This is a genomic window from Phormidesmis sp. 146-12 (assembly GCF_052939495.1).
In genome coordinates this window covers 1-26,125 of record NZ_JBJPHS010000064.1, presented here as the reverse complement: position 1 = coordinate 26,125, position 26,125 = coordinate 1, and the positions used below count along the sequence as shown (strand labels likewise).

Sequence of the window (26,125 nt, the reverse complement as noted above, 5' to 3'; positions counted from 1 at the left end):
GGCTCTAGGATAAGCACTCATTTGTGCTTCACCTCCTGAAACTGCTCGATTTATTCACTCCAACCCGTAAACTCACCTATGTCTGAGCCTCTCACCCAAGCACACTCCACGGTTGAATTGAGTCGGTCTGAAGGCAATGCCGTGGTTTCTCAAAGCTTTTCTAACGGCGATCTCTTCGAGTTACCCGCAAGGGGTCGCCCTACTTCAACGCCGGATCAGTTGGCTTACACCGATCGCTTTGTCGATCGCCACATTGGCCCTCGCCCCTCCGAAGTTCAGCAGATGTTGGGTGAGTTGGGCTTAGACTCAATGGAAGCGTTAATTAGTAAGGCCGTTCCCCAAGGCATTCGGATTCAGCAGCCGTTAAAAATTGGAGCCAGCCGCAGCGAGTATGAGTTGTTGACTGAGTTGAAGGCGATCGCCAGCCAAAATCAGATTTTTCGCTCCTTTATCGGCATGGGCTACCACAATTGCATTACGCCGCCCGTGATTCAGCGCAACATTCTCGAAAACCCCGGTTGGTACACGCAATATACGCCTTATCAGCCCGAAATCGCGCAGGGTCGATTAGAAGCGTTGCTCAACTTTCAGACGATGGTGATTGACCTGACGGGGCTAGAAATCGCCAATGCGTCTCTGTTAGATGAAGGGACTGCCGCCGCCGAAGCGATGTCAATGAGTTATGGAGTGGGCAAAACCAAGGCGAAATCTTTTTGGGTGTCAGAGGCTTGTCATCCTCAAACGATCGCAGTCGTCAAAACCAGAGCGCTACCGTTGGGAATCGACGTGATTGTGGGCGACCATCAAACGTTTGCCTTCGACACGCCGATCTTTGGGGCACTGCTGCAATATCCAGCGACAGACGGCGCAATTTATGACTATCAGGCATTTTGCGATCGGGCGCATGAATCAGGAGCGATTGTCACCGTTGCCGCAGATTTACTCAGTTTGACCTTGCTGAAACCGCCGGGAGAATTTGGCGCAGATATCGCAGTCGGTAACACTCAACGGTTTGGCGTTCCGCTCGGATACGGCGGCCCTCACGCAGCTTACTTTGCGACTAGAGAAGCCTATAAGCGACAAATCCCCGGCCGCATCGTCGGCGTGTCAAAAGATCGTCAGGGACAGCCCGCCCTGCGTCTCGCTCTGCAAACTCGTGAGCAACACATCCGACGTGACAAAGCCACCAGCAATATCTGTACGGCTCAAGTTCTGTTAGCGGTGATTGCCAGTATGTATGCAGTCTACCACGGGGCAGAAGGGCTAAAACGCATCGCCGATCGCATCCATTACATGACGAAACTATTGGCGACGGGACTGCAAAAACTGGGCTGTACGATCGGATCTGAACCCTATTTTGATACGCTGCACGTACAAGTTTCTACCCAGCAAGCTGAAGAAATTTCGAGACGAGCGATCGCCCATCAGATCAATTTGAGACAGATCAACGATCGGACTTTTGGCATTTCTCTCGACGAAACGGTTTGCACGGATGATTTGATCGCGCTTTTCCAACTTTTTGCGGGAGATCATTCCGCCCATTTCAACCCCGAAGATCTGCTGCCTGTTGCCACCTCGCTTCCCAAAAATTTGACCCGCACGAGTCCTTACCTGACCCATCCCGTTTTCCAGACTTACCGATCTGAGACTGAACTGCTGCGCTATCTGTATCGGCTGCAATCCAGGGATCTGTCGCTGACGACGGCGATGATCCCCCTCGGATCTTGCACGATGAAGCTCAACAGCACCTCAGAAATGGTGCCCGTCACCTGGTCAGAGTTTGGACAGATTCACCCGTTTGCACCCGTTGAGCAGACCGAAGGCTATCAAATTCTGTTTCAACAGTTAGAAGAATGGCTGGCTGAAATCACCGGATTCGCAGGCATTTCGCTGCAACCCAACGCGGGATCTCAAGGCGAATACACAGGACTTTTGGTGATTCGAGAATACCACCAGCAGCGAGGCGAAGGGCACCGCAACATCTGTCTGATTCCTCAATCTGCCCACGGCACCAACCCCGCCAGCGCCGTCATGGCCGGAATGCAAGTCGTGCCGATCGCCTGCGACGACGAAGGTAATATCGATATCGCTGACCTCAAAGCCAAAGCCGAAAAGCATCAAGACAACTTATCCGCGCTGATGGTGACCTATCCCTCGACCCACGGCGTTTTTGAAGAAGGGATTGTCGAAATTTGCGCGATCGTTCATGCTCATGGCGGCCAGGTCTACATGGATGGAGCCAACCTGAACGCGCAGGTTGGGCTTTGTCGTCCCGGTGATTTTGGCGCGGATGTCTGCCATTTGAATCTGCACAAAACTTTCTGCATTCCTCACGGCGGCGGTGGGCCGGGGATGGGGCCGATCGGAGTCGTTGCTCATCTGGTGCCCTTTTTACCCAGGCATCCCGTGATCGAGATGGGAGGAAAACAAGGGATTGGAGCCGTTTCCGCCGCGCCGTGGGGCAGTGCCAGCATTCTGCCAATTTCCTGGATGTATATTGCGCTGATGGGCGGTCAAGGTCTGACGGAAGCCACCGAAGTCGCCATTCTCAACGCCAACTACATCGCCAAACGCTTAGAAAATCACTATCCCGTTCTCTACAAAGGCAAAAATGGGCTGGTGGCTCACGAGTGCATTCTCGACTTGCGCCAGTTCAAAAAGAGTGCCGAAATTGAGGTCGATGATATTGCCAAACGGCTGATTGATTATGGGTTCCATCCGCCGACCGTTTCGTGGCCCGTTGCCGGAACCGTAATGGTTGAGCCGACCGAAAGTGAATCCAAACAGGAACTCGATCGCTTTTGTGACGCGATGATTGCCATTCGAGAAGAAATTCGGGCGATTGAAGATGGAGCAGTCGATCGCCAAAACAATCTGCTCAAAAATGCCCCCCACATTGCCGCCGATCTGGTCGCTGAGGAGTGGAGCCGTCCCTACTCTCGTCAGGAAGCCGTCTACCCAACCAAATGGACGCGAGAAAACAAATTTTGGGCAACCGTGGGACGAATTGACAATGCGTTTGGCGATCGCAATCTCGTTTGCTCGTGTTTGCCGATGGAGGCTTATGAGGGATGAGGGAGAACTTCGATGATCTGTGCCCCCTAATCCGCTGCGCGAGGAGGGATGAGAAGTCAGTCTTTGGGGAAGAGTCTTTTCCCTTCCTAACTCAACTTGGCGGTGCATTCTAGGATGAGGCGTTGGTTTTCGATCGCATACGGTTGCACTTCTAACGCCTCTCGAAAGGATTGGATGGCTTCGCGATAGTCGCCGATCGCCGCATAGCACAAACCCAAACCATTGAGTGCGCCAAAGTGAAAGGGACTCAGCCGCAGAACAGTTTTGCAGTCAGCGATCGCTTTGAAGTACTCTTTGAGCGTGAAATACAGGACGGCGCGGCGGTTCCAGGCTTCGACAAAATCGGGGGTGCTGCTGGTTAACTCAGTGAGTAAGGCTTCGGCTTGGGTGGTGTCACCCTCTTCGAGTAAAGACTGGGCCCGTTGCAGCATCTGAAACCCGACCATTCCTTTCTGCATAAACCAAAATCGCCAAAGCTCTTCGGTAGCATGGACTCGGACGGCTTGATCAGGATTTTTTAGCTCTTGCAACAGGGAATTGATTTGTGCTTCGTTCATATTGGACGATTGACTCTAGACGGTAGACTTTCGACGTTTGACTCTAGACAATACAGCTTGAACCTGGGACAGTTCTGCTCCCTTCTTCCTATTCTCTAACGTTCAAAGTTTAAAGTCCAAAGTCCAAGGTCTGAAGTCCCCTAACTTCGAGGATCTAACCCATCTCGCAGCCCATCACCCAAAAGATTGAATGCCAGCACAATCAGCGTGATCACCAATCCTGGAAAGAGCGTTGTCCAGGGAGACGAGAGGGAATAGCCGCCTTTGAACGCATCCGACAGCATGGTGCCCAATTCTGGGGTGGGAGGCGGTGGGCCGAGTCCCAAAAAGCCCAATCCTGCCGCTTCGAGGGTGGCAGTGCCGATCGACAACGTTGCCTGAACGACCAGAGGGGCGAGACTGGCAGGGAGAATGTGCCGCCCAATAATCCGCATGGGGGTCGCTCCTAACGCCTTTGCCGCCTGGATAAATTCTTGCTCCCGCAGTGACAACACCACACTTCGGGCCAGCCTGACATAGATAGGAATTTGCACCACCCCAACCGCAATTATCACACTTTGCAAACTCGGCTCTCGAACGGTGGCAATCGCGATCGCAAACAAAATCGGCGGAAACGCCAGCAAAATGTCAGTCACCCAGCCAATAATCACTTCCAGCCAACTGCGAAAATAGCCTGCAAGCAATCCAAAAAACAGCCCGATCGTTGCCCCAAAGCTCACCGACACCAGACTGACGATCAGCGACATGCGAATTCCATACCACACCAGCACCAGCAAATCGCGCCCCAAACTATCTGTCCCAAACCAATGAGCGCCACTGGGGGCAGCCAACCGAGCTAGATAATCGCGATCGCTCGCCGGGTTATAGGGATACAAAATGGGAGCCAGCAGCGCCATCAAAAAAAGAGCGATCGTCAGCACGAGTCCAATTTTGCCAGAGGTCGATCGTGAGAAGCGCTGGACGGCTTTGTGTCCGAAAATCTGCTCAAAAAATCGCTTCATCGCTGCTAAAGTTCTCACACCACGCTCAGCCCAGTTTACCGGAACTGAATTCGCGGATCGATCCAGGCATAGGAAATATCAACCAGCAGATTGATCACCACAAACATGACGGCAATGAACACCACGCCACCCTGCACCACGGGATAGTCTCGCGCCAAAATTCCTTCATAGACCCAGGAGCCAAGCCCCGGCCAGGAAAAAATTATCTCGGTCAAAATCGCTCCACCCAACAGCGTGCCAAACTGAAGCCCGATCGTCGTATTGATCGGCAACAAGGCATTCTTGAGCGCATGACGAAACACAACTAAGCGATTGGGCAATCCCTTGGCTTTGGCGGTGCGAATGTAGTCTTGGGTGAGAACTTCAAGCATGGCGCTGCGAGTGATGCGGGCAACGATCGCCAGCGGAATGGTTCCCAGAGTCAAAGCTGGCAAGATCAGATGCGACAGCACATCCGCTAGGACGGATAGATTCAGATTTAACAATGCATCCAACCCATAAAATCCGGTGATGGGCTGAAACGAAAATCCAGTCTCGACACTGATCCGCCCACTCGGAGGCAGCCATTTCAGCGTGATAGAGAACAAATAGACCATCAACAACCCCAACCAGTAGACAGGCAGCGAAACCCCAATCAGCGACCCACTCATTAGCAGATTATCCACTAGACGATCTTTATGAACCGCTGCCACAACGCCAGATGGGATTCCTAGAACGATCGCCACGAGCATGGCCGCGATCGACAATTCAAAGGTCGCCGCCCAACGACTACGAATTTCATCTATCACAGGAATGCCGCTAATGATGCTGTTGCCAAACTCTAGTCGCACCATGTTTTCTAGAAAGGCAAAGTATTGCTGGTCTAACGGTCTGTCGAGACCCAACTGTTCTCTTAAAGCCGTGATCTGATCGGGAGTGGCTCGTTCGCCTGCCAGGACGATCGCCGGATCTCCAGGAATCAGCCGCAATAGCAAAAATACAGCGAAAGTGATGCCAAACAAGACAGGCAGCAGACCGAGGAGGCGTTTGAGAATGTATTGGGGCATGTCGGAGGTGAGGAGTGAGGAGTGAGGAGAGTGGAATTAAGAATCAGAACGCTTTCCTTCTTCACTCAAGCCGATGATTGCAGTAATCAGGGTTGTGGCATCAAAGGGTTTTGACAAATAGACCTGAAAGCCTGCTAGAGACGGATCGGTGCGGACGGTTTCTAGAGTTTCGCCTGTCAGAGCGATCGCGGGCGTAAATTGGCCTATTTTGGAATCGCGATCACGCAACCGCTGCAAAACTCCTGCACCAATGCCGTCGGGTAGCCGAATATTACTCAAAAGCACATCGGGAAAGAAGGTTTCTAATGCCTGGAGTCCTTCTTTGACAGAGCCAACCGCAAGCACAGTGGCACCCTGACGCTCTAGTAGTACCATGAGAGCGGTGCGGGTGATGGCTTCATCTTCAACGATGAGAATCTGTAAATGGTTTAACCTTTGAGCAGATGTTGACAAAGTATTCAATTTACCAAAGTAGTTTTAGCAATTTAATTTCTTATCGTAATAAATTAACGCCCCTTTCGATAGATTGCAGAAATTATTAAGTCTATTTCTGTGAACGCTACGTCCTCTTCAAAAGAGTGCTAGTCCTAGAAAAACGCAGAGTGCAGCCCAGAGTCTACGGTTCCTTATTCATTTCACCCTATGGCCAGTGTTCGCTTAGATGGAATTACACGACGGTTTAGCAAATCTGTGGCGATCGCTGACATTACCTTTGAGGTGCCCGATGGTCAATTTTGGGTGCTGGTGGGCCCGTCTGGCTGTGGCAAATCGACGGTTTTGAGAACGATCGCCGGACTCGAATCTGCAACCTCTGGCAACTTGTACATCGGTGAAACGCTGGTCAACCAAGTTCCTGCTCGGCAGCGCGACGTAGCGATGGTCTTTCAAAACTATGCGCTTTATCCTCACATGACGGTGGCGGAGAATATTGCTTTTGGGCTGAAGATGCGTCAGATCGACTTCAAAACGCAGCAAGAACGCATCGAAACCGTCGCCCGAATTTTAGAAATTTCCCACCTGCTTGATCGCAAGCCTCGCCAACTCTCCGGCGGTCAACAACAGCGCGTGGCCCTGGGAAGAGCGATCGCCCGTCAGCCTCAAGTCTTTTTATTAGACGAACCGTTGTCTAACCTGGATGCTCAACTACGTGACGGCACTCGATCAGAACTCAAACAACTTCATCAGCGCGTTGGCATCACAACCATTTACGTCACCCATGATCAAGTCGAAGCGATGACGCTGGCAGATCAGATTGTTATTCTCGATCGCGGCACCATTCAGCAAATTGGCGACCCTCAAGAAATCTACGCCCTACCCCAAAATCGGATGGTTGCCACCTTCTTGGGCAGTCCTCCGATGAATCTTTTGCCAGCCATCTACACAGGCTCAGGCTTTCAAATCGAAGGGCAGACCATCCCCTGTCCCACAGCCCTACAAGCCAAACTGAGACTCGCTTCTGGGCAATCTCTCGATCTCGGCATTCGTCCAGAACATTTGCAAGTCAGCCAAGACGCTGGACATCTAATCACCGAAGTCAGCCTGATCGAACCCTTGGGGCGAGAAACTCTAGTTCGAGTCAGGTTGCCTTCAGGGAACCGATCATTCCTCAACGTTCAAACTCATCCTGATCTGTCTCTACACCTTGGCGATCGTCTCTCTCTCACCCTGGACTTCGACCATCTTTTTCTCTTTGACCCAGCGACAGGCGATCGAATGTATCCAATTAAAAGCAAAGAAATTTAACAGCTAAGACTGAAACATACAGAGCAAAATCCCTCATCCCTCTCGCGAAGCGGATTACCCCCAAAGGGGGAACAGATCATCGAAGTTCTCACTCATCCCTGATAAAGCCCCTTTACCCACTCCCATTCTTTTGTCAGTCCGTCTACAAGAGAAACTTGAGGCTGATACCCCAAAATCCTCTGCGCCTTAGACACATCCGCCGCCGTATGTCGAGCGTCTCCCATCGCCTTCTCAATGTGATCACGACGAATTGGACGACCAACAATCTGCTCCATCGTATCAATCACTTCCGTCAACACAACCCGACTGCCGCCACCAATGTTGAACACTTCACCGATCGCTTCAGGAGTGGACTCTGCTGCTAGATTGGCCGCGATCGCATCACTGACAAAGGTAAAATCTCTGGTTTGCTGACCGTCTCCGTAGATAGCGATCGGCTGATCCTCTAAAACCGCCTTAAAGAACTTGTGAAAGCCCATATCAGGACGCTGACGCGGGCCATACACCGTGAAATATCGCAGCGCACAGTAAGGCACCCCAAAATTTTGGTGATACAGCCCACATAGCCTTTCTGCCGCGAGTTTGGTGATGCCGTAGGGCGAGACGGGCTGGGGGCAAATCGTTTCAGCGGTCGGTAGCGCCTCGGCATTGCCATACACCGAGGAGGTCGAGGCGTAGATAAACCGTTTCAGATCTTGGGCATCCTTTGCTGCCTCTAGCATGACCTGTGTAGAACTGATGTTGCGTTCTGTGTAAAATCGAAACCCTTTGCCCCAGCTTGCTCGTACCCCCGCCTGAGCCGCTTGATGGTAGACCACATCGACCCCTCTTAAAAGCGACTGCCAATCAAGAAACTGAATGTCTCCCTCAACCAGCTTAAAGTTGGGGTGATCTGTGAAATTGGACACGTTTTTCCACTTTAGGGCAGGGTCATAGTAGTTGTTAAATTCGTCAACGCCGATCACACGCTCACCTCGATCGAGCAATGCCTCAACCAGATGAGATCCAATAAATCCTGCTGCGCCTGTGACGATACTTGTAACCATGTTTGTTTCTGCTAATAGATGAGGTTCTAATCTAAAACGTTGTGCCCACACGGTCGCCATTCCTCAATCTACCCTAAATAGATAAGCTGAATTTGTGAACCGCAGGAACACTCAAAAGTAGAAGAAATCGTAGGTTTCAAGATCTAAGGGGGCAACTCGATCGACAAACAAACACCCTAAATTTTAGTGAAATCTAACGCTTAATTTTGCTGACAATCTGTTGAAAAAAACCGGGCTTTTTGGGGGCTAGGGTCGCTTCTACTAAAGGCTTTTCTTCATGCAGATAGCGGTAATGCTCCCAAATATCCCAATAGGGGCAACTTGGCTGAATCCGAATGCCTGCCCAATGTAAATATTGCAAAGGTTGATCAACGCTAGGATCAACTAATTGGTAGTTTTCAGTCCGAGTAAAATGACTGGTACCTCCCCAGTTTCCAGGTGCTCCACCGGGTCTACGAATGATGTTGAATCGGCGGGCAATGCGCTTCAAAATCATGTAGTTGATAATTGGTTGGTCAGAAGTCTTTTGAGAGAAGTCAAAATATTCAGGATGGGCTGCACATTCCGCAAAGGTTTCGTAGATTTCTTGTTCAGAAACCAATCCTTTTTTGGAAGCCCAAAATCCACCGTTAAACATATCTTTCAAATCACTTTCGGTAAAGACGTTTTCCTCGACCACTTTGGAGGTGAAGACGTTTTTGATTCCTCCCAAATGCTGATAGTCACAGCAGAGAAAATCATACTCAGAAAAGTAATTTAGGTTGTCGATGATCTTCTCGAATACAACAATATCGGTATCAATGTAGAGAAACTCATCAAACTCACCAAACCAACAAGCCTGCTTGCGAAACTGGTTAGGACGCGCAAAAAAGTCACTGCCAAAAGCTTCATGAAGCCGCTTCGACAAGCGATCGATAAACTCCAAATCCTTGTAAACCTCAACGCCATGACGCTGCTTGAGAATTTCTGCAACCGTGTGATAGTTGTCGTCATAGGGAATTAGCACGATCGGTGTTTCTACATCGTGGATGCGAATGCTATTGATGAGAGCGATCGCGTGATCCGTTACTTTATCGTTTGCAGTAATGTAAATTCCACGACTCATGACTGAACTCCTTGTGCAACTAACTTGATTTTTTCGAGAACCCGACTGACTAAACTGGGCGGTGAGGGTGGGTGGTAAGGGATGGGTGAGGTGTTGAAGACAGGTCTATTTTCAGGCTCGTTAAGGTAGCGATAATGGAGGAATAAATCTCGGTAGGGAAAGTCAACATTTTCACCTGAACAAAGATTGCGAAATAGACTAGAGGACAATCCAATGTAGTGAATATAAACTAGTCGCTTGCCGTGATCATACAGAATGTGATCTTGTTCTGAAAAATGAGGCGAAGTGACACAGCAACCTGTTTTTTGGTCGGTTGGTAACTGTAAAGCAAAGTTGTAAATAGAAAGCTGCGATCGCATCACCATGTAATTGAGAATCGTCTGGTCTGGTGCCATGCAATACAAGACTTCTGCTTCTCCACTTTGCAGACTCTTCAGCAGCCAGTCCAACCTTTCGGCACTAAACGTATTCTTTTTTGCGGCATAAAGTCCAGAGCAAAAAATCTCAGCGTTGAGTCTTTCTGCTGAAAAAACCTTTTGAAGTTGGCGAGAAGCCGCCTCGTAAACGTGATCAATATCTCGATATTGGAAGTCGTAAACCACCCAATCGTGATGATTTAATTGCTCAAAAATGGGGGTTATATCTCCCATCAACAGCGTATCTGCATCCATGTAGAGAAACTGATCGAACGGGCCGTCAAATGCACAAAATCGCCGATGAGTGCCGATGCGATGGTAGCGCTCCAAACTGTGTTTTTGCCACTGTTGTTGAGCCGTTGGATGGCTATCCCAAATTTGCTTAACGTAGCGATCCCAGCGGTCGATCGATTCCTGATCTTGATAAAGCTGAACATTAGGTCTTTTGGCGATTTCCATCTCAATCCGACTGGTGTTGTTGTCGTAAGGATAGACACAGACCGGAAAGTCTGACCCCATAATGGCTTCGATGCTGTTGAGGAGAGCAACTAGCTGCTCGTAAACGTAATCATTGGCGAGGGTACAGATTCCGTTCATAAAAGGGATGAGGGATGAGGGGTGAACTAGAATTTTTGGGTGTAGTCGGAGAGCCAGTTTAGAAGGTTGAGCTTATGGAGGATAATTTGTCTGGCTTCGGCGATCGCTTCCTTGGCTTCATACCAGGCATCAGGAGTGGCGGTGACTTCTTGAATGTAGGACAGCCCTTTTTCGTCAAGACTGGGCAACCGTAGAAAGCTGCCCGGAGGGAGGAGCTTGTCGGCCGCCGAACCGCCGTAGTAAATCGGTAAACACCAGCAGAGCAGCGAATCCCAGAGTTTTTCACTCACATACCAATCATTGTCGGCGTAGTTCTCGATCGCCAGGTTGTAGCGGTAGGGTGACATCGCGTACCATTTGCTGTTGACTCTGCCCGTTGTGTGCGCCCAGTCCGGAAGTCCCCGTCCGTATAGGTCAAAGGGCAATTGATTAGATTGCAGCAGGCGAAGAAAGTCTAGTCGTTTGCGGTGGTTTTCGGTGCGGCTGATGCCTGACGTGATCCAGCTACAGGGGCGAATCTTTTCGGGGACGGGCATTTCGTTCAGTTCGCGAAACGAGTTGTGGACGTACCAGATGGCAGGCATGTAGTCAGGGACAGGCGCAAAATCATCGGGCCCAGATACGTAACCGCAGTATTGTTCTGCTTGCTGATAGTTCCATTGGTTGGCGTGAATGACTTCCTCTAGAGGCGGTTCTCGGAGCAGATAGATGATTCGCTCTTGGGGGACACCGCGCAGTTGGGACGAGATGTCTGGCGGGGAGGTCTGCTTGCGAAATTTGTCGCGCCAGGAGGGTTGGGGAGTCGATCGCGGAAAATCAAACTGATACATCAGCAAAAAATCTGGCTGCGTTGCCGGGGCCTGAATTTGGATATTGCCCCACTGACCAAACGGGTAGGGAGTTTGCTGCCACAGCCAATCGCTCGGACTTGGATTTAGCCCTGCATAGCTGCTCAACATACCAACAATTTTTTTACTCATGTCCTGACTCATGTGCTTCGACCAATTTGATGACTAATCCACTAAATTGAGAAATTCAAAAAGAGGTGGGCCGCTAACTGACCTCTGTGACGCGGGGTTGAGGCGCAGATTCCACGGTCTGTTGGTTTGAGGACTCTAGCGTCTCCAATTCTTTGACCAGATGTAGGGCGGACTGATAAGCGTCTTGAGTAAAGCGAGTTCGCTCGTCTGCATCGTCGATTACACCATCGACCACCAATCGCAGTGACCCAATCATCGAGTTGAGCGAAGTTCGCAGTTCGTAAGAAATCTGAGTCAGCAGATCGTGATTTTTCCGCTCTTTGTCAGAAAACTGCATGTCGTGGAGCCGCGCATAGTAGCCCCCTTTGCGTAACAGGTCAGCGTGGGAGCCAACTTCGACAACTCGCCCTTTGTCGAGAACGGCAATCTGGTGCGCTTTCTGAATCGTGGAGAGACGGTGTGCGATGACTAACGTGGTGCGATCGCGGCTCAAGTCATCCAATGCCTGCTGTACCAATCGTTCAGAGACGGTATCCAACGCACTTGTGGCTTCGTCAAGAATCAGAATGTCGGGGTTTCGCAATAGGGCACGCGCAATCGCCAGTCGTTGTCGCTGTCCCCCAGAAAGCATGACACCTCGGTCGCCGATCGTGGTTTCAAACCCCTGGGGCAGTTTGATGATGAATTCGTAAGCGTTGGCGCGTTTTGCGGCCTCGATCACATCGTTGTAGGTGGCATCCTGGCGAGCGTAGGCGATGTTGTTGCGAACGGAGTCGTTAAACAAAAAGGTGTCCTGGCTAACAATGCCCATTGAGCGTCTCAGGTCGCGTGGGTCAAAGTCTTTGAGGTCGGTGCCGTCGATCGTAATGCGTCCACTTGTCACGTCATAAAATCGAGGCAGCAAATCCGCCAAGGTGGACTTTCCGGCACCAGAAGATCCGACGAGGGCGAGGGTTGTGCCTTTGGGCAGCCACAGATCGATGTTGTTGAGCACCAGATCTTCGTGACCGGGATAGGCAAAAGACAACTCCTCAAATCGAATGCCTTCTTGAATTGGGCGATAAGCCTGGGAACCACTTTTCATAAACGGCTTGTTGTCTCGGCGCAAAAAATCATGCACGATCGCGACGCTAGGAGACGTGCTGGCAAAACTGCTGCGAATGCTGTTGAGTTGACTCACAAAGGGCAGCAGTCGAAACAGCAGCAGCAAATAGGTGAGCAAAACTGTTGAAAGGGAAGCCATCTGGTCGCGAAAGAAAAGCTGACCCAGAATGACGATCGCCAGCACCGTAAGAATCCCTGCCATCTCGTTGATAGGGCCAACCAGTGCAGTATTCGCCTGAGACTGAAATTCTGCTTTCTCACGCCGATGAATCAGTTGGTTGAGTTTGCGATGTTCTTGAGCTTCGTGACCTGTGGCTTTGACAAGACGGATACCGTTGAGAATTTCGAGTAGCGCAACCGAATATTCTCTGGACTGCTCTGAAAGTTCTCGCCCATAAATCTGAGCGCGTTTGACAAAGTAGTGATTGGCGAGCGACACCAAAAACAACAGTGCGGTCGAGGCTAATGTCAACTGCCAGGAAATCGCCAACAACAGGGCGACAAACACCAAAACAGTTGCCACCGTTGTGATCATATTGATCGCAGTCCGAATGGCACCCGCCGCTTGAGCCACTTCTGCACCGAGACGATTGATCAAGTCGCCCACTTTAGTTTTGACGTAGAAGTCTAAATCTACATCCAGAAGTAGCTTCAGCCCTTCGTTACGGATGTCGTTGACCAGAGCGCGAGATAGGTGACTGGAGGATAGAGAACCCACATACCCAGTTATGTTTTTGAGCAAGATTGCCAGCAAAATCAAGCCCAGCATGATTCCAGCATGACTGCTGCCTGCACTGCCATCCAGTCTAGAAAAAATAGGCTGCAAGACGGGCGGTGCGCCCCTAAAATTGACTTGTTGTCCTAGAAATCCCAGAATTACCGGGACAATCAGAACGGTACTCACGCCGTTGAACAAGGCTCCCGAAAATCCCAAAACGATCGTGGCAACAATCCAGGTTGGATAACGAAGGGCAAAGTTGAGGAGCAGCTTGTTGGGGGACATGCACAATTTCCAGATAGACAGCAAGTAAAGTTTGACAACCGTTGGGGCACGGGTCTTTTTTATTTATCCCGTCATGACTTGAAGTCGATCAGGTTGAGTAAAACAACTTCAAGAGCCAGGGATGAGAGAGGATACGGCGATCGAGCGCCCTTTTCCTGAAGGTGAGGAGGGGGGAAAGTAGAAAAAGGCACGTGGCTCCTTCATTCTTAAACTGCGATCGCGGATCGAATCCGGACGAGTCAGATTGTTGCAGATTACCCTGGTGGCGACTTTGTAGAGCGGAATTGGGGAAGTGGAGCCGGGGAATGGGTATTTTGAGTCTGTAGTCTCTCAGTAAGGTCGATATGAACCAGGATTTGATCAAACTTCCGCACTTGTTGGATGACGTTCCGCTTCCTGATTTGTTACCTCCGATCGTGTTGGTTGCGTTTACTCGTCCTGAGCTTTTGCAGCAGGTGCTCGTGGCGATTAGCCAACAGTCTTTGTCACCGCAACAGATCTTAGCCTTTGTGGATGGAGCAAGAAGCCCAAAAGATGAACTCTTAATCAATGAATGTGTTGCTTTATTAAAGGACTTCTCACAAAAAATTCCGGTTGAGATTGTGGTGCGTCCTGAGAATCTGGGCTGCGATCGCAATGTAGTGGCTGCCCTGACGGAAGTGAGCGATCGCTATGATTCGTTTATCTATCTAGAAGACGATGTGGTGCCCAATCCGGGGTTTTATGACCGAGTGTGTCGATTACTAGAAGCTTACCGAAATTATCCTCAAATTGGGTCGGTGTCGGCCTTTGCCAACTTTCCGAATGAGTTGGAACCGCTGATCGATCGAGATTTTATCGTCTCCAATCGGGTGTTTACGTTGGGGTTTGGGATGTGGAGCGATCGCTGGAAGAAACTCAATTTAGCAAGTCAGCCCCAGGGGTCAAATCCATTCCAGAATTACTATCAGATTCCAGCCACGATTCAGACGAAACATACGTTGTTAAATCAGTTTTTTATCGAAAAAAATCGTCAGACAGATTGGGTGATCACGATGACGCTGAATGCGCTGTCACACAATTTAGTTCACATTACGCCCAAAGTTTCGTTTGTCAAAAACATTGGATTTGGACACCCAGAAGCTAAGACTTATCGAGGTGCGGAGCCTGATTGGATTAATTTTAGATTTGATCCGGAGGCTCATCCCAACAGCTTGCCAGATCGTTTGGAGCTAATGGACGGATTGGCAAAACCGCTAAATGGGATGGAGCTAGTACAGCATTTAGAGAAGGCGAACGGCGTGTGGTTGAGTGTGCCCGCGATCGCCCACTTTCTCCAAAAATATCCAGGCATGGAGAATACGAAGGCTTTTCTAAAGCTATTTCTATCCCGTGCGCCAGCCATGCTCAGACGTTGGAGAAGTGGTTTACCTGTTTAGCTGTTTGCTAAGGTTACAAGTCACAGAATCCCCCTTAAAGTTCTGAAGTCCTCCAAAATTGGTAGCTTGAGGGCAGAAGATCTAAACACCGAAGATTCCAGACACCGAAGATTTCAAACACCAAAGCGAAAAATTAAAGCAACTTAGCGATCAGCGATCGACCTTAAAGAACACTTCATAGGGCAAAAAGAACCGCCTTAAAAAGCCATGAGGCAAGACCTTTCCGCCATCTGCATCGATCGGCAAATATTGAGAGCGATAGGCTTCCAGGGCTTGTCGCTTTTTAAGTTGGACGGGCTTGATCGAGAGGCGACAGGCACCCGCTAATTCAGATAGCTTGACTTCTTGAAAGAGCCGCGTTTTCCAAAGAATCCAAATCGGATACTCAAACAACTCGATCGCTTGTCCTGACGCTGCGATCGCCTTCTTAACTAATGTGTGAGTCACTTCATGGTCGGCGCTGCGATCGTGACGGTGAGTGACATAGATTTCACCCGGTTGAAAGTCGTGAATAATTTGGGTTAACTGATCGGTGGCTCGTTGGCGATCGCTGTCTGTTGTGTATCTCAGCTTGCCGTCTCGGTAGTCGAGAAAGTGAATCTGATCTGCCTCAACGCCCAAAATGGATAGGGCTTCTAGCGCCTCCTGTTTGCGGATTGGAGCAATTTCGCCCGACTTAAAGTTGGGATGCCAGAGATGAGAAGCCGCCCCATCGGTGACAAATACAATTTTTACGGGGGTTCCCTGTTCTCGCTTGAGGGCGATCAATCCCCCACAGCCAAGGGTTTCATCATCCTGGTGAGGAGAGACGATGAGAGCCGATTTTTGAGAAAGGGCGATCGCCGGACTGCTCACCGCCAGCCCTAGATACTGAAACCAGCACAGCCACGCAGGAGATTCGTATTTTTGAAGCCAGTACAGTTTATTTTGAATTCGATTCAACAGTTTTTTCACAAATCAATTGCTCTAAAAGTCTGAAATAATGCTTGATAAAATGGTGGCCATCGCATCCACGCTGTAGTGTTTGACGCATCGTTCTCTAGCGCGTCGTCCCTGCTCGGTGGCTTCCTCTAAATGTTGAAAAATCCAGGAAATTTTGTCAGCCAATTGTTCTGGAGAACTGGGCGCAACGAGATATCCGGTGTCTCCTAAAATTTTGGGCACGTCGCCTACCGTGGTTGATAGAACGGGTTTTGCCATCGCCATCCCGTCAGTCAGTTTGAGCGGAAATTGGGCCGTCGTCGCTGGGTCATCCCGTTGAGGAATCACGATCGCATGAGCCGCCGAGACAATTTCGGGCATCGATTCGTAGGAGGCTTTGGGCAGCTTGATGATCCAGCGTCCCCATTTCTCGATCAGTTGATTGTCGTAGTCGTCGTAGGGACTGCCGCCCACAATGACTAATCGCAAATCGGGCTGATTCAACAAATCCAGAGCGGTCAACACGTCTTCTAGCCCTTTGTAGGGACGAGGCGCACCTGGAAACATCAAAATTCGATACTCAGAAAGACCATAGCGATCGCGGCTAACGTGAGGATCGTGGCGATCGGGGTCAAACAGCGTCGTGTCCTTGCCGTTGGGAATATAAATGCCCCCAAACCGTTTCTGCATGGCTTCTGTATGAACGGTGACAACATCGGCACGAGAAACAAGCTGCTCCGCCCACTGGAGGTAGAGAGGATGATCGGGGTTTCGCAGCGCTCCGTCTGATTTGAGCAAGTCTTTAGCAAATTGCCGAATGTTGGGACGGTATTGCCAGCGATCGCCCCCATGCCAACTCATTTCCCAATCGTCGATGTCTGAAATCACCGGGCGATTGCTCCGTCCTTTTTTGAGCAGTGCCAGCCCCAAACTCGTCAGCTTGGTTTTGTAGGCGTAGAGCATATCGCCGTCAATCTGGTCGAGTAGCTGTTTGGCGTTGGCAAAAAAAGCGGGATAGGGTTTTGCGGGAATTACTTTGATCGGAATCTCAGATGTGAAGGTGGCGTGAGCGTGTCCCTCAAAGACAAAGCCAACGATTTCAACCTCGTGTCCAATCTTTCTCAACGCCTGACTCAGCAAAAAGGGGCGAACGGCTCCCCCACCCCACCGACCAACGCCACTCTGGGATAGATCGCTAACGATGAGTGAAATCTTTTTCATTCCAGTAGTTTCGGAAGTTGCTCTGTATCCAGGTTCCCAAAATTTTTGAGAAGTCGGGATTTTTACCTTTGCGGGGTGCGTTTAATCAGTAAGTTTGACCTGGCCCGCCAAAATATGATCAAAAATGCGATTAATTCGACGGCGATCGTTCTCAGTTGCTCTCTGATTAGACAGTAGAATCGAGGCCAAATGAAGATATTCCTGACGATTGAGTTGCCCTGATTTTAAGATTGTCTCAATGAGATGGGGGGTGGGCAGATGCGATCGCGGGATTGCCACTCTTACCATAGGTTTAGTTGAAGGGCCCGCAGGCCAGTAGATGCTGTCTCATTTTTGACGCAGGAACGCTTATTTGGGCGAAGTAGCCATCAGTGAATTGTAAAAACTTGATGAACTTCTCTCTAGATCGATTCTCTACACTTAAGTATTGACTGCCTGTATCCAAAACCACACACAAGCCCAAAAATTGGAAAGAATGCAAATCTACCGACTTTCTGCCCTTTCAGACAACTACATCTTCTTGCTGCATGATGTTCGGCGTAATATTGCCGCAGTTGTCGATCCGGCTGAACCTTACCCAGTTTTACAGCAGCTTGATAAACTTGGCGCAGAATTAGTTGCCATTTTGAACACGCATCATCACGGAGATCACGTTGGGGCAAACTCGGATCTGTTGCGGCGGTTTCCCAAAGCGATCGTGTACGGCGGCGCAGAAGATCGCGGTAGAATTCCCGGACAAGCGGTGTTTTTGCGAGAAGGTGATCGGGTGGAGTTTGGCGATCGAGTGGCAGAGGTGCTGTTTGTGCCGGGACATACTCGCGCTCACATTGCTTATTATTTTGCAGCGAATGTGCCTGGTCAGTCAGGAGACTTGTTTTGTGGAGACACGTTGTTTTCGGGCGGCTGCGGCAGATTGTTTGAAGGCACTCCGGCTCAGATGGTTCAGTCGCTGACCAAAATTCGGGCATTACCGGACGATACAAACGTTTGGTGTGCCCATGAGTACACATTGAGTAATCTAAAATTTGCGGTGACGGTCGATCGTGGCAATTCTGCTTTAAATGCGCGTTTTGCAGAAGTGCAGTCTCTCAGAACCCACAATCAACCAACCATTCCTTCGTCGCTCAAAATTGAGAAACAAACGAACCCCTTTTTGCGTTGGGACGATCGTGCCATTCAACAAGCGATGAATAGTCAAGACGTTGTGCAAACCTTTGCGACGCTGCGAAAGAAAAAAGATGTGTTTTAGAGATGGGCAATCCAGCGCTTTTCGACCTCCAAATCTGTTAGCGAATCTTGATCAAAGAAGCCATCCAAATTACTGTCAAGCTAACATCTATCAGAAGACAGATATCGTAAACTGTCAGCCGCAATGATCCATTCAAAAATCCATTTCTCTGAAGCATTGATTTTTGGAGTAATCAAGCAAAAGAGTTAAGAACTTTCTCTATTGTCCACGAGTTGGTCGTGTTCTAAAGAGGTTAGAAATTTCAAGAAATAGTGACAAATGAAATTTATCTACCGATGCGTTAAATCTTTGTAGAGATGTTGATTCTTCAATACTTTTACGGGGTTTCACCTATGATTTCTTCGTATTTTCCCTGAGTTTTGAGCGTTACAATTCTACGATCGTCTCAAATTTGTAGCAGAACTAACAATCTGCAATTTTTTGCCGCAGTATTTTCAAATTGCTAACCAAAGGCACACAGCATTAGGCTAACCTCACACATCGACAAAGCTTTCTACACAGCATCAGCGGTTTTGCTCAAAGGAATTGCTGGACATAGAAGGGACTTCTTAATAGATGGTCTGCTCTATGTGATCGGCTGATTAAAGGTTTTGTTCGTCTTCAAGTAATTTAGTTAAGCCAATTTCTTCACGGATTCATCAGGAGTGTGTATGAAGCAAAGCTTTTTGAGAATGGTTGTCTATCCTCTTGTCTACAGATCTACAGAATTGTCAGGATTGACGATCGCCAATTGAACGAAGTCATTGACTAACTAAAAGCTTGCTGCTTTCTAATGTGATGGAGAGTTTGTTAACTCAAGCATTCCAGGCAGTTGAAAGCGTAAGAAATTGAGAAAGTTAGCCAATTTTGAGAAGGTACAAGATGCTTTTCTCAAAGTTTGGTGAGGTGTTACTGTGCGAACTTTTCAAGCGAAATTCTGGCTTGTGAAGGTTTGTAGAGGTCTGGTGCGTTGAGAGTCATCTACCGAGTGGAGGAGCGATCGTGAAACGTCGAGATTTTATTGTTCAGGTGGCGGCAGCGGGGGGTTCGACTTATGCCGCGATGAAGGCGTTGGACTTGTTTGGAGAAAGCAATCCAGCCGCTGCTCAGGGCAGAGAGTTACAGATTCGACCGGGGCGGGGGGCGCGAGTCATTATTTTGGGAGCCGGACTCGCAGGCATGACGGCCGCCTATGAACTTCGGAAGGCGGGCTATCGATGCACCATTTTAGAAGCGAGAAATCGATCGGGCGGACGCTGTTGGACAGTGCGCGGTGGCGATCAGATTGTGGAAACAACGGGTACAGTTCAGACGGCGCAGTTTGCTAAAGGAGAATACTTTAACCCTGGCCCCGCTCGGATTCCTCAACATCACATCACGATCGACTACTGCCGCGAATTGGGGGTCAAGCTAGAGATTTTTGGCAACCTCAACTATCAGCAGTACTACTACAACGAGGGCGTTCCGGGTGGGTTAGCAGGGCGAAAAGTGAGGGCGCGTCAAGCAAAAGCTGACATCAGAGGCTATCTTGCAGAACTGTTGGCCAAAGCTGCTAATCAAGGCGCGTTAGAGGCTCCGCTCAGTGCCGAAGATCGAGAAAGATTGGTGGTATTTTTGAGAACCTATGGGGGACTTGATCCTGACTTGTTTTACCGGGGGTCAAGCCGTCGTGGATTTGATGCCGAAAAGCAGGGAGCGGGCGATCGTCCCGGTAAGTTTGAAAGTCCCTATTCACTCAGTGCGCTGATCAATCAAGGATTCGCTAACTACGAAGCATTTGAGCAGGGCTACGACCAACAGATGTTGATGTTTCAACCTGTAGGAGGATTGGATCAAATCGCCAAAGCGCTAGAGCGAAAGGTACGATCGACCATTCAGTTTGACGCTGAAGTGCAAGAAATTCGCAAAACACCCAACGGAGTGCGGATTGTATATAACCAAAATGGCAATGTGCAACAAGCCGTTGGAGAGTATTGTATTTGCACCATTCCGTTGACGGTGTTGAGCAAGATTCCTGCTGACTTTTCACCAGATATGCAGGCGGCGATCGCGGGTGTTGAATATGCCGTCACTGGTAAATCTGCCCTGCAATTTAACCGTCGCTTTTGGGAAGAAGATGAGCAAATCATGGGCGGTATCACGAGTACCAACATTGGTTTGGCAACGATCTGGTATCCCTCTTATGGCTATCTATCTCGGCGCGGTGTGGTGGTTGGCTACTACAACTTTGGAGCGGTGGCCGCAGAATTTGGAGCATTACAGCCTGGAGAACGAGTACAGCGCGCCCTAGCACTAGGTAGTAGAATTCATCCACAATACAACAATCACTTTGAGACGGGCTGTTCGATCTATTGGCCCAATGTGCCTTATAACTTGGGCGGCTGGGCAACTTACACAACCCAATCTCGCCAACAGTTTTACTCCAGACTCAATGCACCAGACGGCAGGATCTATCTCGCAGGTGAGCATCTAAGCTATCTAACAGGCTGGATGGCTGGTTCATTTGAGTCGGCGCGAGTGGTAGTGCAGCAGATTGGAGCGCAGGGTTAGAGGAGGTGAGCAGTAAAGAAGACGTTAGATAAAAGACAAGAGACGTTAGACAAACGCAACAGACGTTAGACAAAAGACTGAAGACTTAAAACACTTTCCTGATGAAAGGTGATGTGCAACTTCTCTGAGTTCTCATTTAACTTGACGTGAATTTGATGAAATCTTTAGCAAAAAAACTTCATCGAATCGAATTCACTAGCTTGAGTTTTTGGCATCACTTCGCGTCTATTCAAAGTTCAAAGTCTAAAGTCTAGAATCCAATGTCCAGAGTTCAATTGAAGATCAAGTAAGTAAAGGAAACATCATGGCAAAGTGGTTTGGTCAGATTGTGAAAGGTAGACGCTGGTTAGTTGTTGCCGTTTTTACCATTCTTTTTAGTGTGACGGTGTTGACGGTGGCGGTGCAGGCGCAGACGGTGCGGCCGCCTAGAGTGGTAACGTTTACGCCGGGTGGGGCAACTTCTCCAATTTCTGCGGGTGTGGCATTTCCCAAGGATGTAGGGTATTACTTCACCAGTGGAACGGTGCCGCCTGCCGTTAATTTAGACGCTCCTGCAACAAGCCGCGATCGCTTTGGAGACACCTATACTCAAGCTAAAGGTACACTGACTCGCATCAAAGAGTTGTTAGAATCTCAAGGACTGGGACTCAAAGATGTGGCGTTTTTGATTTGCTATCTGGTTCCTGATCCCGCACTGAATGGACAAGTGGACTATCAAGGATGGTTTACGGCTTATGGAGAGTTTTTCAATAATCCAGACAACCCTGTTAAGACGGCCCGTTCTACACTAGGGGTACAAGGTTTAGTCAATCCAGGCTGGCTCGTTGAAATTGAAGCGATTGCGGTTTATCCTCGCAGGTAGACTCGATATTGTTGAGACGTTTTTCTGCACGATTCCCCCACTTTTTTATTGGTGATGCAAATGAATCTGATTGTAAAATCAAGCGCGATCGCTCTAGGGCTACTCATTAGTTTGGGTGGAACGATCGTCCTCGTCTCGTCGGCTGAGGCAGATACCAAAGCGCCCAATTCGTCAGGTGGCTCATCGGTGAAGGAAATCGATCAGGTGATCAGTTCTGACACCCAAACTTATCCAGAGTTGGTGCAACAGGCTGAAACGTTGGCGACTCAATTGATCAATCGAGAATTGCAGAATGCTGCGGTGCAAACTGTTGTTGTGAGAGTTTCGGGCGATCGTTTTGGTAGTGTTGCGCCGATTTTGCTGGTCAAGGTTTCTCGCAAAGACTGGCAAGCCAAACCTAACATTCGCGACTGGTCGAGATATGCGGGTCAATCTTCTCAACAACTGTTGGGCTATCTCAATCCGCCTCCCCCTCAAGCGCCCGTTGCTTCGTCCTATACTCCAGAATATGTGCCTGAGACTGCACCTGCGGTGTCGTCGGGTGAGGCGGCGGTCTCTAATGGGTCGGGTCAGAGAAGGGCTGCTACGAGCAATCGTGCCGTCAATCCTTTGATTTCTGGGTCAGTGCCCGAACCTAGCGATCCGGGATATCGGTGATTGGTCTAGTCCTCACAAATCGTTTAGAAGAGCGTTGCTGAATTTGTAATGGATGGTAGAGGAATTACTTCTACACATTACTTGTCAGCAACGCTTGATCGTTTACAGTTCAATTGTCTTTTTGTTGTGCAATTCCTCCAGGTGTATGAGTGAACCAGCCCCCAGGACAATATCGAACTTCATTAAAGACCGTTGAATTTGATAGCCCGCTAACACGCGAATCACTTGATATTCAGTCGTCAAATCGCTCGTGCCATCCCATTTGAGATAGGCTAATTGATTTGAGGCAACTTCACTCAACTGTTCAACGAATTCGTCAATACAATTCCTGACATCCGAGAGAATGCCAGAGGGTACAAAAATCAAACGCTCTTGCAAATCCAAGGTAACGGTGACTTGATATCGCCTAACTAATGAGCATTGCAACTCAAAGCTAAACGAAACCGAGTCAGGAAGGTGTCTCCTAACGGCCATATTCTTTTGTCCTCCCTGTTTAGTTCAAAGAGGATGGGAGCGCAGACTTCTCAAACGCTCCCCAGTGGTGTGAAGGGTATGCAGGATCTTGATTCCAACCTTTCAAGATCCCATCGCAAAGCAGACGTAGTACAATCATGAACGCCTCCGAAGTTAGTTCGTGTAACTTAGGTGGAAGTCCTCGGAGGTCTGATCGGCTAAATCAGATTTCCGGGGCGTGATCTCCACCTGCGGAATATCTTACACAGATTTTTGATTTTTTGGAATACTGAATTTTAATTGGGCGATTAACTAGATGAGGTGTGCAGCGATCGAGTAACTTCCTGGATGTTCCTGTCACAACAAGTGTCTGAAGTATCAAAGGGACAGTCTTTTTTGAGTGGAAGCTATGCTGAAGTTTTCCGCCTATCTGCCTAATCACACCCGCTATACAGAAAGCTTCTGCCGAGCCACCCGATTTTAAGTGATATGCAGAACTTGTCAGCCTATTCACCCAATTTAGGATGATCTGTGAAACTTTCTCTCTAAAAAACTATGCCGTCTCAATCTTGCGTTTTAGATGCTCTTGCCCCCATTCACACAAGGGCTTAAAGATGGGTATGAGCGTCTCACCATAGGCTGTGAAAGCGTATTCGACCTTTGGAGGCATATCTGAAAGCGCTATACGGCTGATAATTCCATCTCGCTCTAGTTCGCGCAGTTGCTGAATCATCATTTTTTCAGTGATTTCAGGAATCAATCGCTTCAATTCGCTGTATCGTTTTGCTGAATCCTTCAGGTGCCACAAAATTAAGAGCTTCCACTTTCCGCCCAGGACTTTTAGGGTGGCTTGTACAAACAGTGTGCCATCATTTTGTTCTGGTTGCATGAGAATCACGTTTTAATGAGCAACAGGAACTTACAAAAAAGTAAGTACTTCCCAAAAAGCCAGTTAAAGCATACCGTGTTACTGATGAAATCTCCCTGTTTCGAGCCTAGGAATAAAGCCATGTCTTCACTGAAAGGAAAAGTAGCATTAGTTACGGGTGCATCACGGGGCATCGGACAAGCAATTGCTGAACGTCTGGGGCGCGAAGGGGCAAACGTTACAATTACCTACGCAGGCAATCGAGAGAAAGCGGAAGCAGTGGTTACTACAATTCAGAGTAATGGAGTAGAAGCGATCGCGATTCAATCAGATATCAGCAATGTCGAACATACTCGTAATCTATTCGACCGAGTTCTCAACACATTTGGTCAGGTTGATATCGTTGTTAATAATGTTGGGGTGTCTGTTTATAAACCCACGATTGACATGACTGAATCTGACTTTGATCATGTCTTTAACACCAATGCTAAAGGAACTTTTTTTGCTTTACAAGAAGCAGCGAAGCATCTTAGCGATGGTGGACGGATCATTAGTTTATCCAGTGGTGCAACCAAGCAAAGTATTCCGATGGGCGGACTGTATGCCGCTAGTAAAGCCGCGATAGAACAGTTTAGCTTTGCCTTGTCTAAAGAGCTAGGGCAGCGAGGCATTACTGTCAACTTGGTATCGCCAGGAGTCACGGCAACAGACGGATTGATTATGCCTGCTGATGCTTTGAACCACTTAATTCAATCAACTCCACTAGGACGGCTTGGACAAGCTACCGACATAGCAGACGTAGTTGCATTCCTAGCATCTAATGATGCTCGCTGGGTCAATGGTCAAGTGATTCAAGTGAATGGCGGCATTCTGTAAGCCAGTATTAAAGGAGTCAATTCATGAATGTGCAATTGGAAAATGGATTCCCAGTCAATCCTATTCGCGTTGATAATGGAATTGTGCTGATCAATATATTTACGCTCGATCCTGACAAGGCTGAACAATTTGTTGCTACACAAGTTGGCGAGTACAAAAGATTAAAAGGTCAATTTCCGGGTAGTTACACAGCCAATTTGCACATTAGTCTCGATCGCACACGAGCAGCTAACTATGCTCACTTCACATCTGTAGAAGAGTATGTTGTCATGCGGAATAGCCCTGAGTTTGCTGATCATTTGCAGCGCCTCCAAGGGCTTGTGATTAAAGCAGAACCCCAACTCTATCAAGTGATCTACACACAACATCTTGATATGCCCACCTCTGAAGAACCTTTACCTGCTTTGCCTAATCCAGAGTTTGCACCAAGCCTTGCACCACCTTTGCTCAGTTAACACCGTTCAATTATATTCATTTACTGAACGGCATAACGATCCCGTTGCACACCGATCAGATAGAATTGTTTCATCAAGTCCGAAAAGTCGCTAGTGACAGGTGAACGGGAACGTTATGTATCTTAGAGCGCACACTTCTTCGCTGAAATTGCATTTAGGTTGAGCTATGTCGTCTTCACTCCCATTTAGTATTCGCCTGCTTACATCTGAAGACTTGGCGCTGATGGAATCTATGATGACGACCTTCGGTAAAGCATTTGATGAGACGGAAACCTACACAGCAACACGCCCAAGTGAAGCTTATCTCAAGCGTTTGCTTGGCAGTGATTACTTCATCGCTCTTGCAGCCTTGAAAAATGGCTCGGTAGTGGGTGGAATCGCCGCATACGAACTTCAGAAGTTTGAGCAGGAGCGCAGTGAAATTTACATTTATGATTTGGCTGTCGCAGAGGCGCACCGACGCGAGGGCATTGCTACGGCGTTAATCCAAGAACTCAAGAGGATTGCGTCAACGCGAGCAGCCTATGTCATATTCGTGCAGGCGGATGTCGAAGATGCACCTGCCATCGCGCTCTATACGAAGTTGGGAGTTCGCGAAGAAGTGCTGCACTTTGACATTGCAGTTGCAGGTGATGATCGCACTGCATAACAACCTCAATGCACACCGACCAATGCCAAGTTGTCTATTGAGCGTTCTAGGCTTTCGCGGCGGGTGATTGGGAACGTTCGATCTTCACAGATCGCCACCCCGATAGCTGAACTTCTCTCAGTACTCAGAGTGAACTAATGGTTTCACGATCGTCCCTCTCATGGAAGCCTTCTTCAGGAGAACTCAAGCTCAAGTCTCTGGAATGAGTTCTCTCCGTACCATGCGCCACTAAAACTGAGGTGAATTCGATGAAATTCCTCGCTGTAGCGATCACTCTAGGCAGCCCCCTAAATC

General features: G+C 48.9%; 24 protein-coding genes. 10 read left to right on the top strand and 14 right to left on the bottom strand.

The features are described from left to right. Positions 1-78 precede the first annotated feature (78 nt). Positions 79-3,075, top strand: coding sequence for an aminomethyl-transferring glycine dehydrogenase (gene gcvP, locus ACKFKF_RS23060; RefSeq protein WP_446869840.1), 2,997 nt, complete (start codon positions 79-81; stop codon positions 3,073-3,075). A gap of 86 nt (positions 3,076-3,161) precedes the next feature. On the opposite strand, the gene ACKFKF_RS23055 is transcribed toward gcvP, so the two are convergent. The 4 genes from ACKFKF_RS23055 to ACKFKF_RS23040 form a co-directional block, all read right to left on the bottom strand. Next, the gene (locus tag ACKFKF_RS23055; protein ID WP_446861599.1) at positions 3,162-3,632 is read right to left on the bottom strand and encodes a tetratricopeptide repeat protein; all 471 of its coding nucleotides are present in this window, start codon (positions 3,630-3,632) and stop codon (positions 3,162-3,164) included. 140 nt (positions 3,633-3,772) lie between these two features. Further along, positions 3,773-4,633: an ABC transporter permease gene (locus ACKFKF_RS23050; protein WP_446869839.1), complete on the bottom strand. Its 861-nt coding sequence runs from the start codon at positions 4,631-4,633 to the stop codon at positions 3,773-3,775. 35 nt (positions 4,634-4,668) lie between these two features. Then, on the bottom strand, positions 4,669-5,679 hold the full coding sequence (locus tag ACKFKF_RS23045; protein ID WP_446869838.1) for an ABC transporter permease: 1,011 nt from the start codon (positions 5,677-5,679) through the stop codon (positions 4,669-4,671). A gap of 36 nt (positions 5,680-5,715) precedes the next feature. Further along, positions 5,716-6,141: a response regulator gene (locus ACKFKF_RS23040; RefSeq protein WP_446869837.1), complete on the bottom strand. Its 426-nt coding sequence runs from the start codon at positions 6,139-6,141 to the stop codon at positions 5,716-5,718. Between the two features lie 180 nt (positions 6,142-6,321). Here ACKFKF_RS23040 and ACKFKF_RS23035 point away from each other — a divergent pair, with 180 nt between their 5' ends. Then, positions 6,322-7,422 carry an ABC transporter ATP-binding protein gene (locus tag ACKFKF_RS23035; RefSeq protein WP_446869836.1) on the top strand — a complete coding sequence of 367 codons (1,101 nt, stop codon included), beginning with the start codon at positions 6,322-6,324 and terminating at the stop codon, positions 7,420-7,422. 92 nt (positions 7,423-7,514) lie between these two features. On the opposite strand, the gene ACKFKF_RS23030 is transcribed toward ACKFKF_RS23035, so the two are convergent. From ACKFKF_RS23030 to ACKFKF_RS23010, 5 genes are all read right to left on the bottom strand, one after another. After that, on the bottom strand, positions 7,515-8,468 hold the full coding sequence (locus ACKFKF_RS23030; RefSeq protein ID WP_446869835.1) for an NAD-dependent epimerase/dehydratase family protein: 954 nt from the start codon (positions 8,466-8,468) through the stop codon (positions 7,515-7,517). A 193-nt stretch (positions 8,469-8,661) separates the two neighbouring features. After that, complete coding sequence (locus ACKFKF_RS23025; RefSeq protein ID WP_446869834.1) at positions 8,662-9,573, bottom strand: Npun_R2821/Npun_R2822 family protein; 912 nt, start codon at positions 9,571-9,573, stop codon at positions 8,662-8,664. Continuing rightward, positions 9,570-10,586, bottom strand: coding sequence for an Npun_R2821/Npun_R2822 family protein (locus tag ACKFKF_RS23020; RefSeq protein ID WP_446869833.1), 1,017 nt, complete (start codon positions 10,584-10,586; stop codon positions 9,570-9,572). Before ACKFKF_RS23020 ends, ACKFKF_RS23025 begins: the two co-directional genes overlap by 4 nt. A gap of 26 nt (positions 10,587-10,612) precedes the next feature. Beyond that, positions 10,613-11,566 carry a glycosyltransferase family 10 domain-containing protein gene (locus ACKFKF_RS23015; protein WP_446869832.1) on the bottom strand — a complete coding sequence of 318 codons (954 nt, stop codon included), beginning with the start codon at positions 11,564-11,566 and terminating at the stop codon, positions 10,613-10,615. Positions 11,567-11,639: 73 nt separating this feature from the next. Further along, complete coding sequence (locus tag ACKFKF_RS23010; RefSeq protein ID WP_446869831.1) at positions 11,640-13,673, bottom strand: ATP-binding cassette domain-containing protein; 2,034 nt, start codon at positions 13,671-13,673, stop codon at positions 11,640-11,642. 344 nt (positions 13,674-14,017) lie between these two features. Here ACKFKF_RS23010 and ACKFKF_RS23005 point away from each other — a divergent pair, with 344 nt between their 5' ends. After that, a complete protein-coding gene (locus ACKFKF_RS23005) occupies positions 14,018-15,091 on the top strand; it encodes a glycosyltransferase family 2 protein (RefSeq protein WP_446869830.1) in 1,074 nt (357 codons plus the stop codon). Positions 15,092-15,241: 150 nt separating this feature from the next. Here the strand turns inward: ACKFKF_RS23005 and ACKFKF_RS23000 are convergent, their stop codons facing one another. The 3 genes from ACKFKF_RS23000 to ACKFKF_RS22990 all read right to left on the bottom strand — a co-directional run bounded on the left by ACKFKF_RS23000 (position 15,242) and on the right by ACKFKF_RS22990 (position 17,521). After that, on the bottom strand, positions 15,242-16,045 hold the full coding sequence (locus ACKFKF_RS23000) for a PIG-L deacetylase family protein (RefSeq protein WP_446869829.1): 804 nt from the start codon (positions 16,043-16,045) through the stop codon (positions 15,242-15,244). 12 nt (positions 16,046-16,057) lie between these two features. Then, the gene (locus ACKFKF_RS22995) at positions 16,058-17,233 is read right to left on the bottom strand and encodes a glycosyltransferase family 4 protein (RefSeq protein WP_446869828.1); all 1,176 of its coding nucleotides are present in this window, start codon (positions 17,231-17,233) and stop codon (positions 16,058-16,060) included. A gap of 81 nt (positions 17,234-17,314) precedes the next feature. Continuing rightward, entirely contained in the window at positions 17,315-17,521 is a 207-nt protein-coding gene (locus ACKFKF_RS22990; RefSeq protein ID WP_446861583.1) for a hypothetical protein, read from the bottom strand. 187 nt (positions 17,522-17,708) lie between these two features. Here ACKFKF_RS22990 and gloB point away from each other — a divergent pair, with 187 nt between their 5' ends. The 4 genes from gloB (at position 17,709) to ACKFKF_RS22970 (ending at position 22,530) form a co-directional block, all read left to right on the top strand. Continuing rightward, positions 17,709-18,482 carry a hydroxyacylglutathione hydrolase gene (gloB, locus tag ACKFKF_RS22985; RefSeq protein ID WP_446869827.1) on the top strand — a complete coding sequence of 258 codons (774 nt, stop codon included), beginning with the start codon at positions 17,709-17,711 and terminating at the stop codon, positions 18,480-18,482. 981 nt (positions 18,483-19,463) lie between these two features. Beyond that, a complete protein-coding gene (locus ACKFKF_RS22980; RefSeq protein ID WP_446861581.1) occupies positions 19,464-21,011 on the top strand; it encodes a flavin monoamine oxidase family protein in 1,548 nt (515 codons plus the stop codon). A gap of 304 nt (positions 21,012-21,315) precedes the next feature. Then, positions 21,316-21,873 carry a RidA family protein gene (locus ACKFKF_RS22975; protein WP_446869826.1) on the top strand — a complete coding sequence of 186 codons (558 nt, stop codon included), beginning with the start codon at positions 21,316-21,318 and terminating at the stop codon, positions 21,871-21,873. Between the two features lie 60 nt (positions 21,874-21,933). Next, complete coding sequence (locus tag ACKFKF_RS22970; RefSeq protein WP_446869825.1) at positions 21,934-22,530, top strand: hypothetical protein; 597 nt, start codon at positions 21,934-21,936, stop codon at positions 22,528-22,530. 102 nt (positions 22,531-22,632) lie between these two features. Here ACKFKF_RS22970 and ACKFKF_RS22965 read toward each other — a convergent pair whose 3' ends face one another. Both ACKFKF_RS22965 and ACKFKF_RS22960 read right to left on the bottom strand, forming a co-directional pair. Next, on the bottom strand, positions 22,633-23,004 hold the full coding sequence (locus ACKFKF_RS22965) for a hypothetical protein (RefSeq protein WP_446869824.1): 372 nt from the start codon (positions 23,002-23,004) through the stop codon (positions 22,633-22,635). A gap of 532 nt (positions 23,005-23,536) precedes the next feature. Next, positions 23,537-23,872 carry a winged helix-turn-helix transcriptional regulator gene (locus tag ACKFKF_RS22960; protein WP_446861577.1) on the bottom strand — a complete coding sequence of 112 codons (336 nt, stop codon included), beginning with the start codon at positions 23,870-23,872 and terminating at the stop codon, positions 23,537-23,539. Positions 23,873-23,992: 120 nt separating this feature from the next. Here ACKFKF_RS22960 and ACKFKF_RS22955 point away from each other — a divergent pair, with 120 nt between their 5' ends. The 3 genes from ACKFKF_RS22955 to ACKFKF_RS22945 all read left to right on the top strand — a co-directional run bounded on the left by ACKFKF_RS22955 (position 23,993) and on the right by ACKFKF_RS22945 (position 25,831). Then, complete coding sequence (locus tag ACKFKF_RS22955; protein WP_446861576.1) at positions 23,993-24,727, top strand: SDR family oxidoreductase; 735 nt, start codon at positions 23,993-23,995, stop codon at positions 24,725-24,727. A 23-nt stretch (positions 24,728-24,750) separates the two neighbouring features. Further along, positions 24,751-25,182, top strand: a complete 432-nt coding sequence (locus tag ACKFKF_RS22950) for a hypothetical protein (RefSeq protein ID WP_446869823.1) — start codon at positions 24,751-24,753, stop codon at positions 25,180-25,182. A gap of 166 nt (positions 25,183-25,348) precedes the next feature. Beyond that, the gene (locus ACKFKF_RS22945; protein ID WP_446869822.1) at positions 25,349-25,831 is read left to right on the top strand and encodes an AAC(3)-I family aminoglycoside N-acetyltransferase; all 483 of its coding nucleotides are present in this window, start codon (positions 25,349-25,351) and stop codon (positions 25,829-25,831) included. Positions 25,832-26,125: the final 294 nt, after the last annotated feature.

Excerpts from the sequence above, each read along its gene's own strand:
- ACKFKF_RS23010 (WP_446869831.1), bottom strand. The coding sequence starts at position 13,673 with ATGTCCCCCAACAAGCTGCTCCTCAACTTTGCCCTTCGTTATCCAACC.
- ACKFKF_RS22990 (WP_446861583.1), bottom strand. The coding sequence starts at position 17,521 with ATGGTAAGAGTGGCAATCCCGCGATCGCATCTGCCCACCCCCCATCTC.
- ACKFKF_RS22965 (WP_446869824.1), bottom strand. The coding sequence starts at position 23,004 with ATGGCCGTTAGGAGACACCTTCCTGACTCGGTTTCGTTTAGCTTTGAG.
- ACKFKF_RS23025 (WP_446869834.1), bottom strand. The coding sequence starts at position 9,573 with ATGAGTCGTGGAATTTACATTACTGCAAACGATAAAGTAACGGATCAC.
- ACKFKF_RS22975 (WP_446869826.1), top strand. The coding sequence starts at position 21,316 with ATGGCAAAGTGGTTTGGTCAGATTGTGAAAGGTAGACGCTGGTTAGTT.
- ACKFKF_RS22995 (WP_446869828.1), bottom strand. The coding sequence starts at position 17,233 with ATGAAAAAGATTTCACTCATCGTTAGCGATCTATCCCAGAGTGGCGTT.
- gloB (WP_446869827.1), top strand. The coding sequence starts at position 17,709 with ATGCAAATCTACCGACTTTCTGCCCTTTCAGACAACTACATCTTCTTG.
- ACKFKF_RS23050 (WP_446869839.1), bottom strand. The coding sequence starts at position 4,633 with ATGAAGCGATTTTTTGAGCAGATTTTCGGACACAAAGCCGTCCAGCGC.
- ACKFKF_RS22950 (WP_446869823.1), top strand. The coding sequence starts at position 24,751 with ATGAATGTGCAATTGGAAAATGGATTCCCAGTCAATCCTATTCGCGTT.
- ACKFKF_RS23045 (WP_446869838.1), bottom strand. The coding sequence starts at position 5,679 with ATGCCCCAATACATTCTCAAACGCCTCCTCGGTCTGCTGCCTGTCTTG.
- ACKFKF_RS23005 (WP_446869830.1), top strand. The coding sequence starts at position 14,018 with ATGAACCAGGATTTGATCAAACTTCCGCACTTGTTGGATGACGTTCCG.
- ACKFKF_RS23030 (WP_446869835.1), bottom strand. The coding sequence starts at position 8,468 with ATGGTTACAAGTATCGTCACAGGCGCAGCAGGATTTATTGGATCTCAT.
- ACKFKF_RS22960 (WP_446861577.1), bottom strand. The coding sequence starts at position 23,872 with ATGCAACCAGAACAAAATGATGGCACACTGTTTGTACAAGCCACCCTA.
- ACKFKF_RS23035 (WP_446869836.1), top strand. The coding sequence starts at position 6,322 with ATGGCCAGTGTTCGCTTAGATGGAATTACACGACGGTTTAGCAAATCT.
- gcvP (WP_446869840.1), top strand. The coding sequence starts at position 79 with ATGTCTGAGCCTCTCACCCAAGCACACTCCACGGTTGAATTGAGTCGG.
- ACKFKF_RS22945 (WP_446869822.1), top strand. The coding sequence starts at position 25,349 with ATGTCGTCTTCACTCCCATTTAGTATTCGCCTGCTTACATCTGAAGAC.
- ACKFKF_RS23020 (WP_446869833.1), bottom strand. The coding sequence starts at position 10,586 with ATGAACGGAATCTGTACCCTCGCCAATGATTACGTTTACGAGCAGCTA.
- ACKFKF_RS23055 (WP_446861599.1), bottom strand. The coding sequence starts at position 3,632 with ATGAACGAAGCACAAATCAATTCCCTGTTGCAAGAGCTAAAAAATCCT.
- ACKFKF_RS22955 (WP_446861576.1), top strand. The coding sequence starts at position 23,993 with ATGTCTTCACTGAAAGGAAAAGTAGCATTAGTTACGGGTGCATCACGG.
- ACKFKF_RS22970 (WP_446869825.1), top strand. The coding sequence starts at position 21,934 with ATGAATCTGATTGTAAAATCAAGCGCGATCGCTCTAGGGCTACTCATT.
- ACKFKF_RS23015 (WP_446869832.1), bottom strand. The coding sequence starts at position 11,566 with ATGAGTAAAAAAATTGTTGGTATGTTGAGCAGCTATGCAGGGCTAAAT.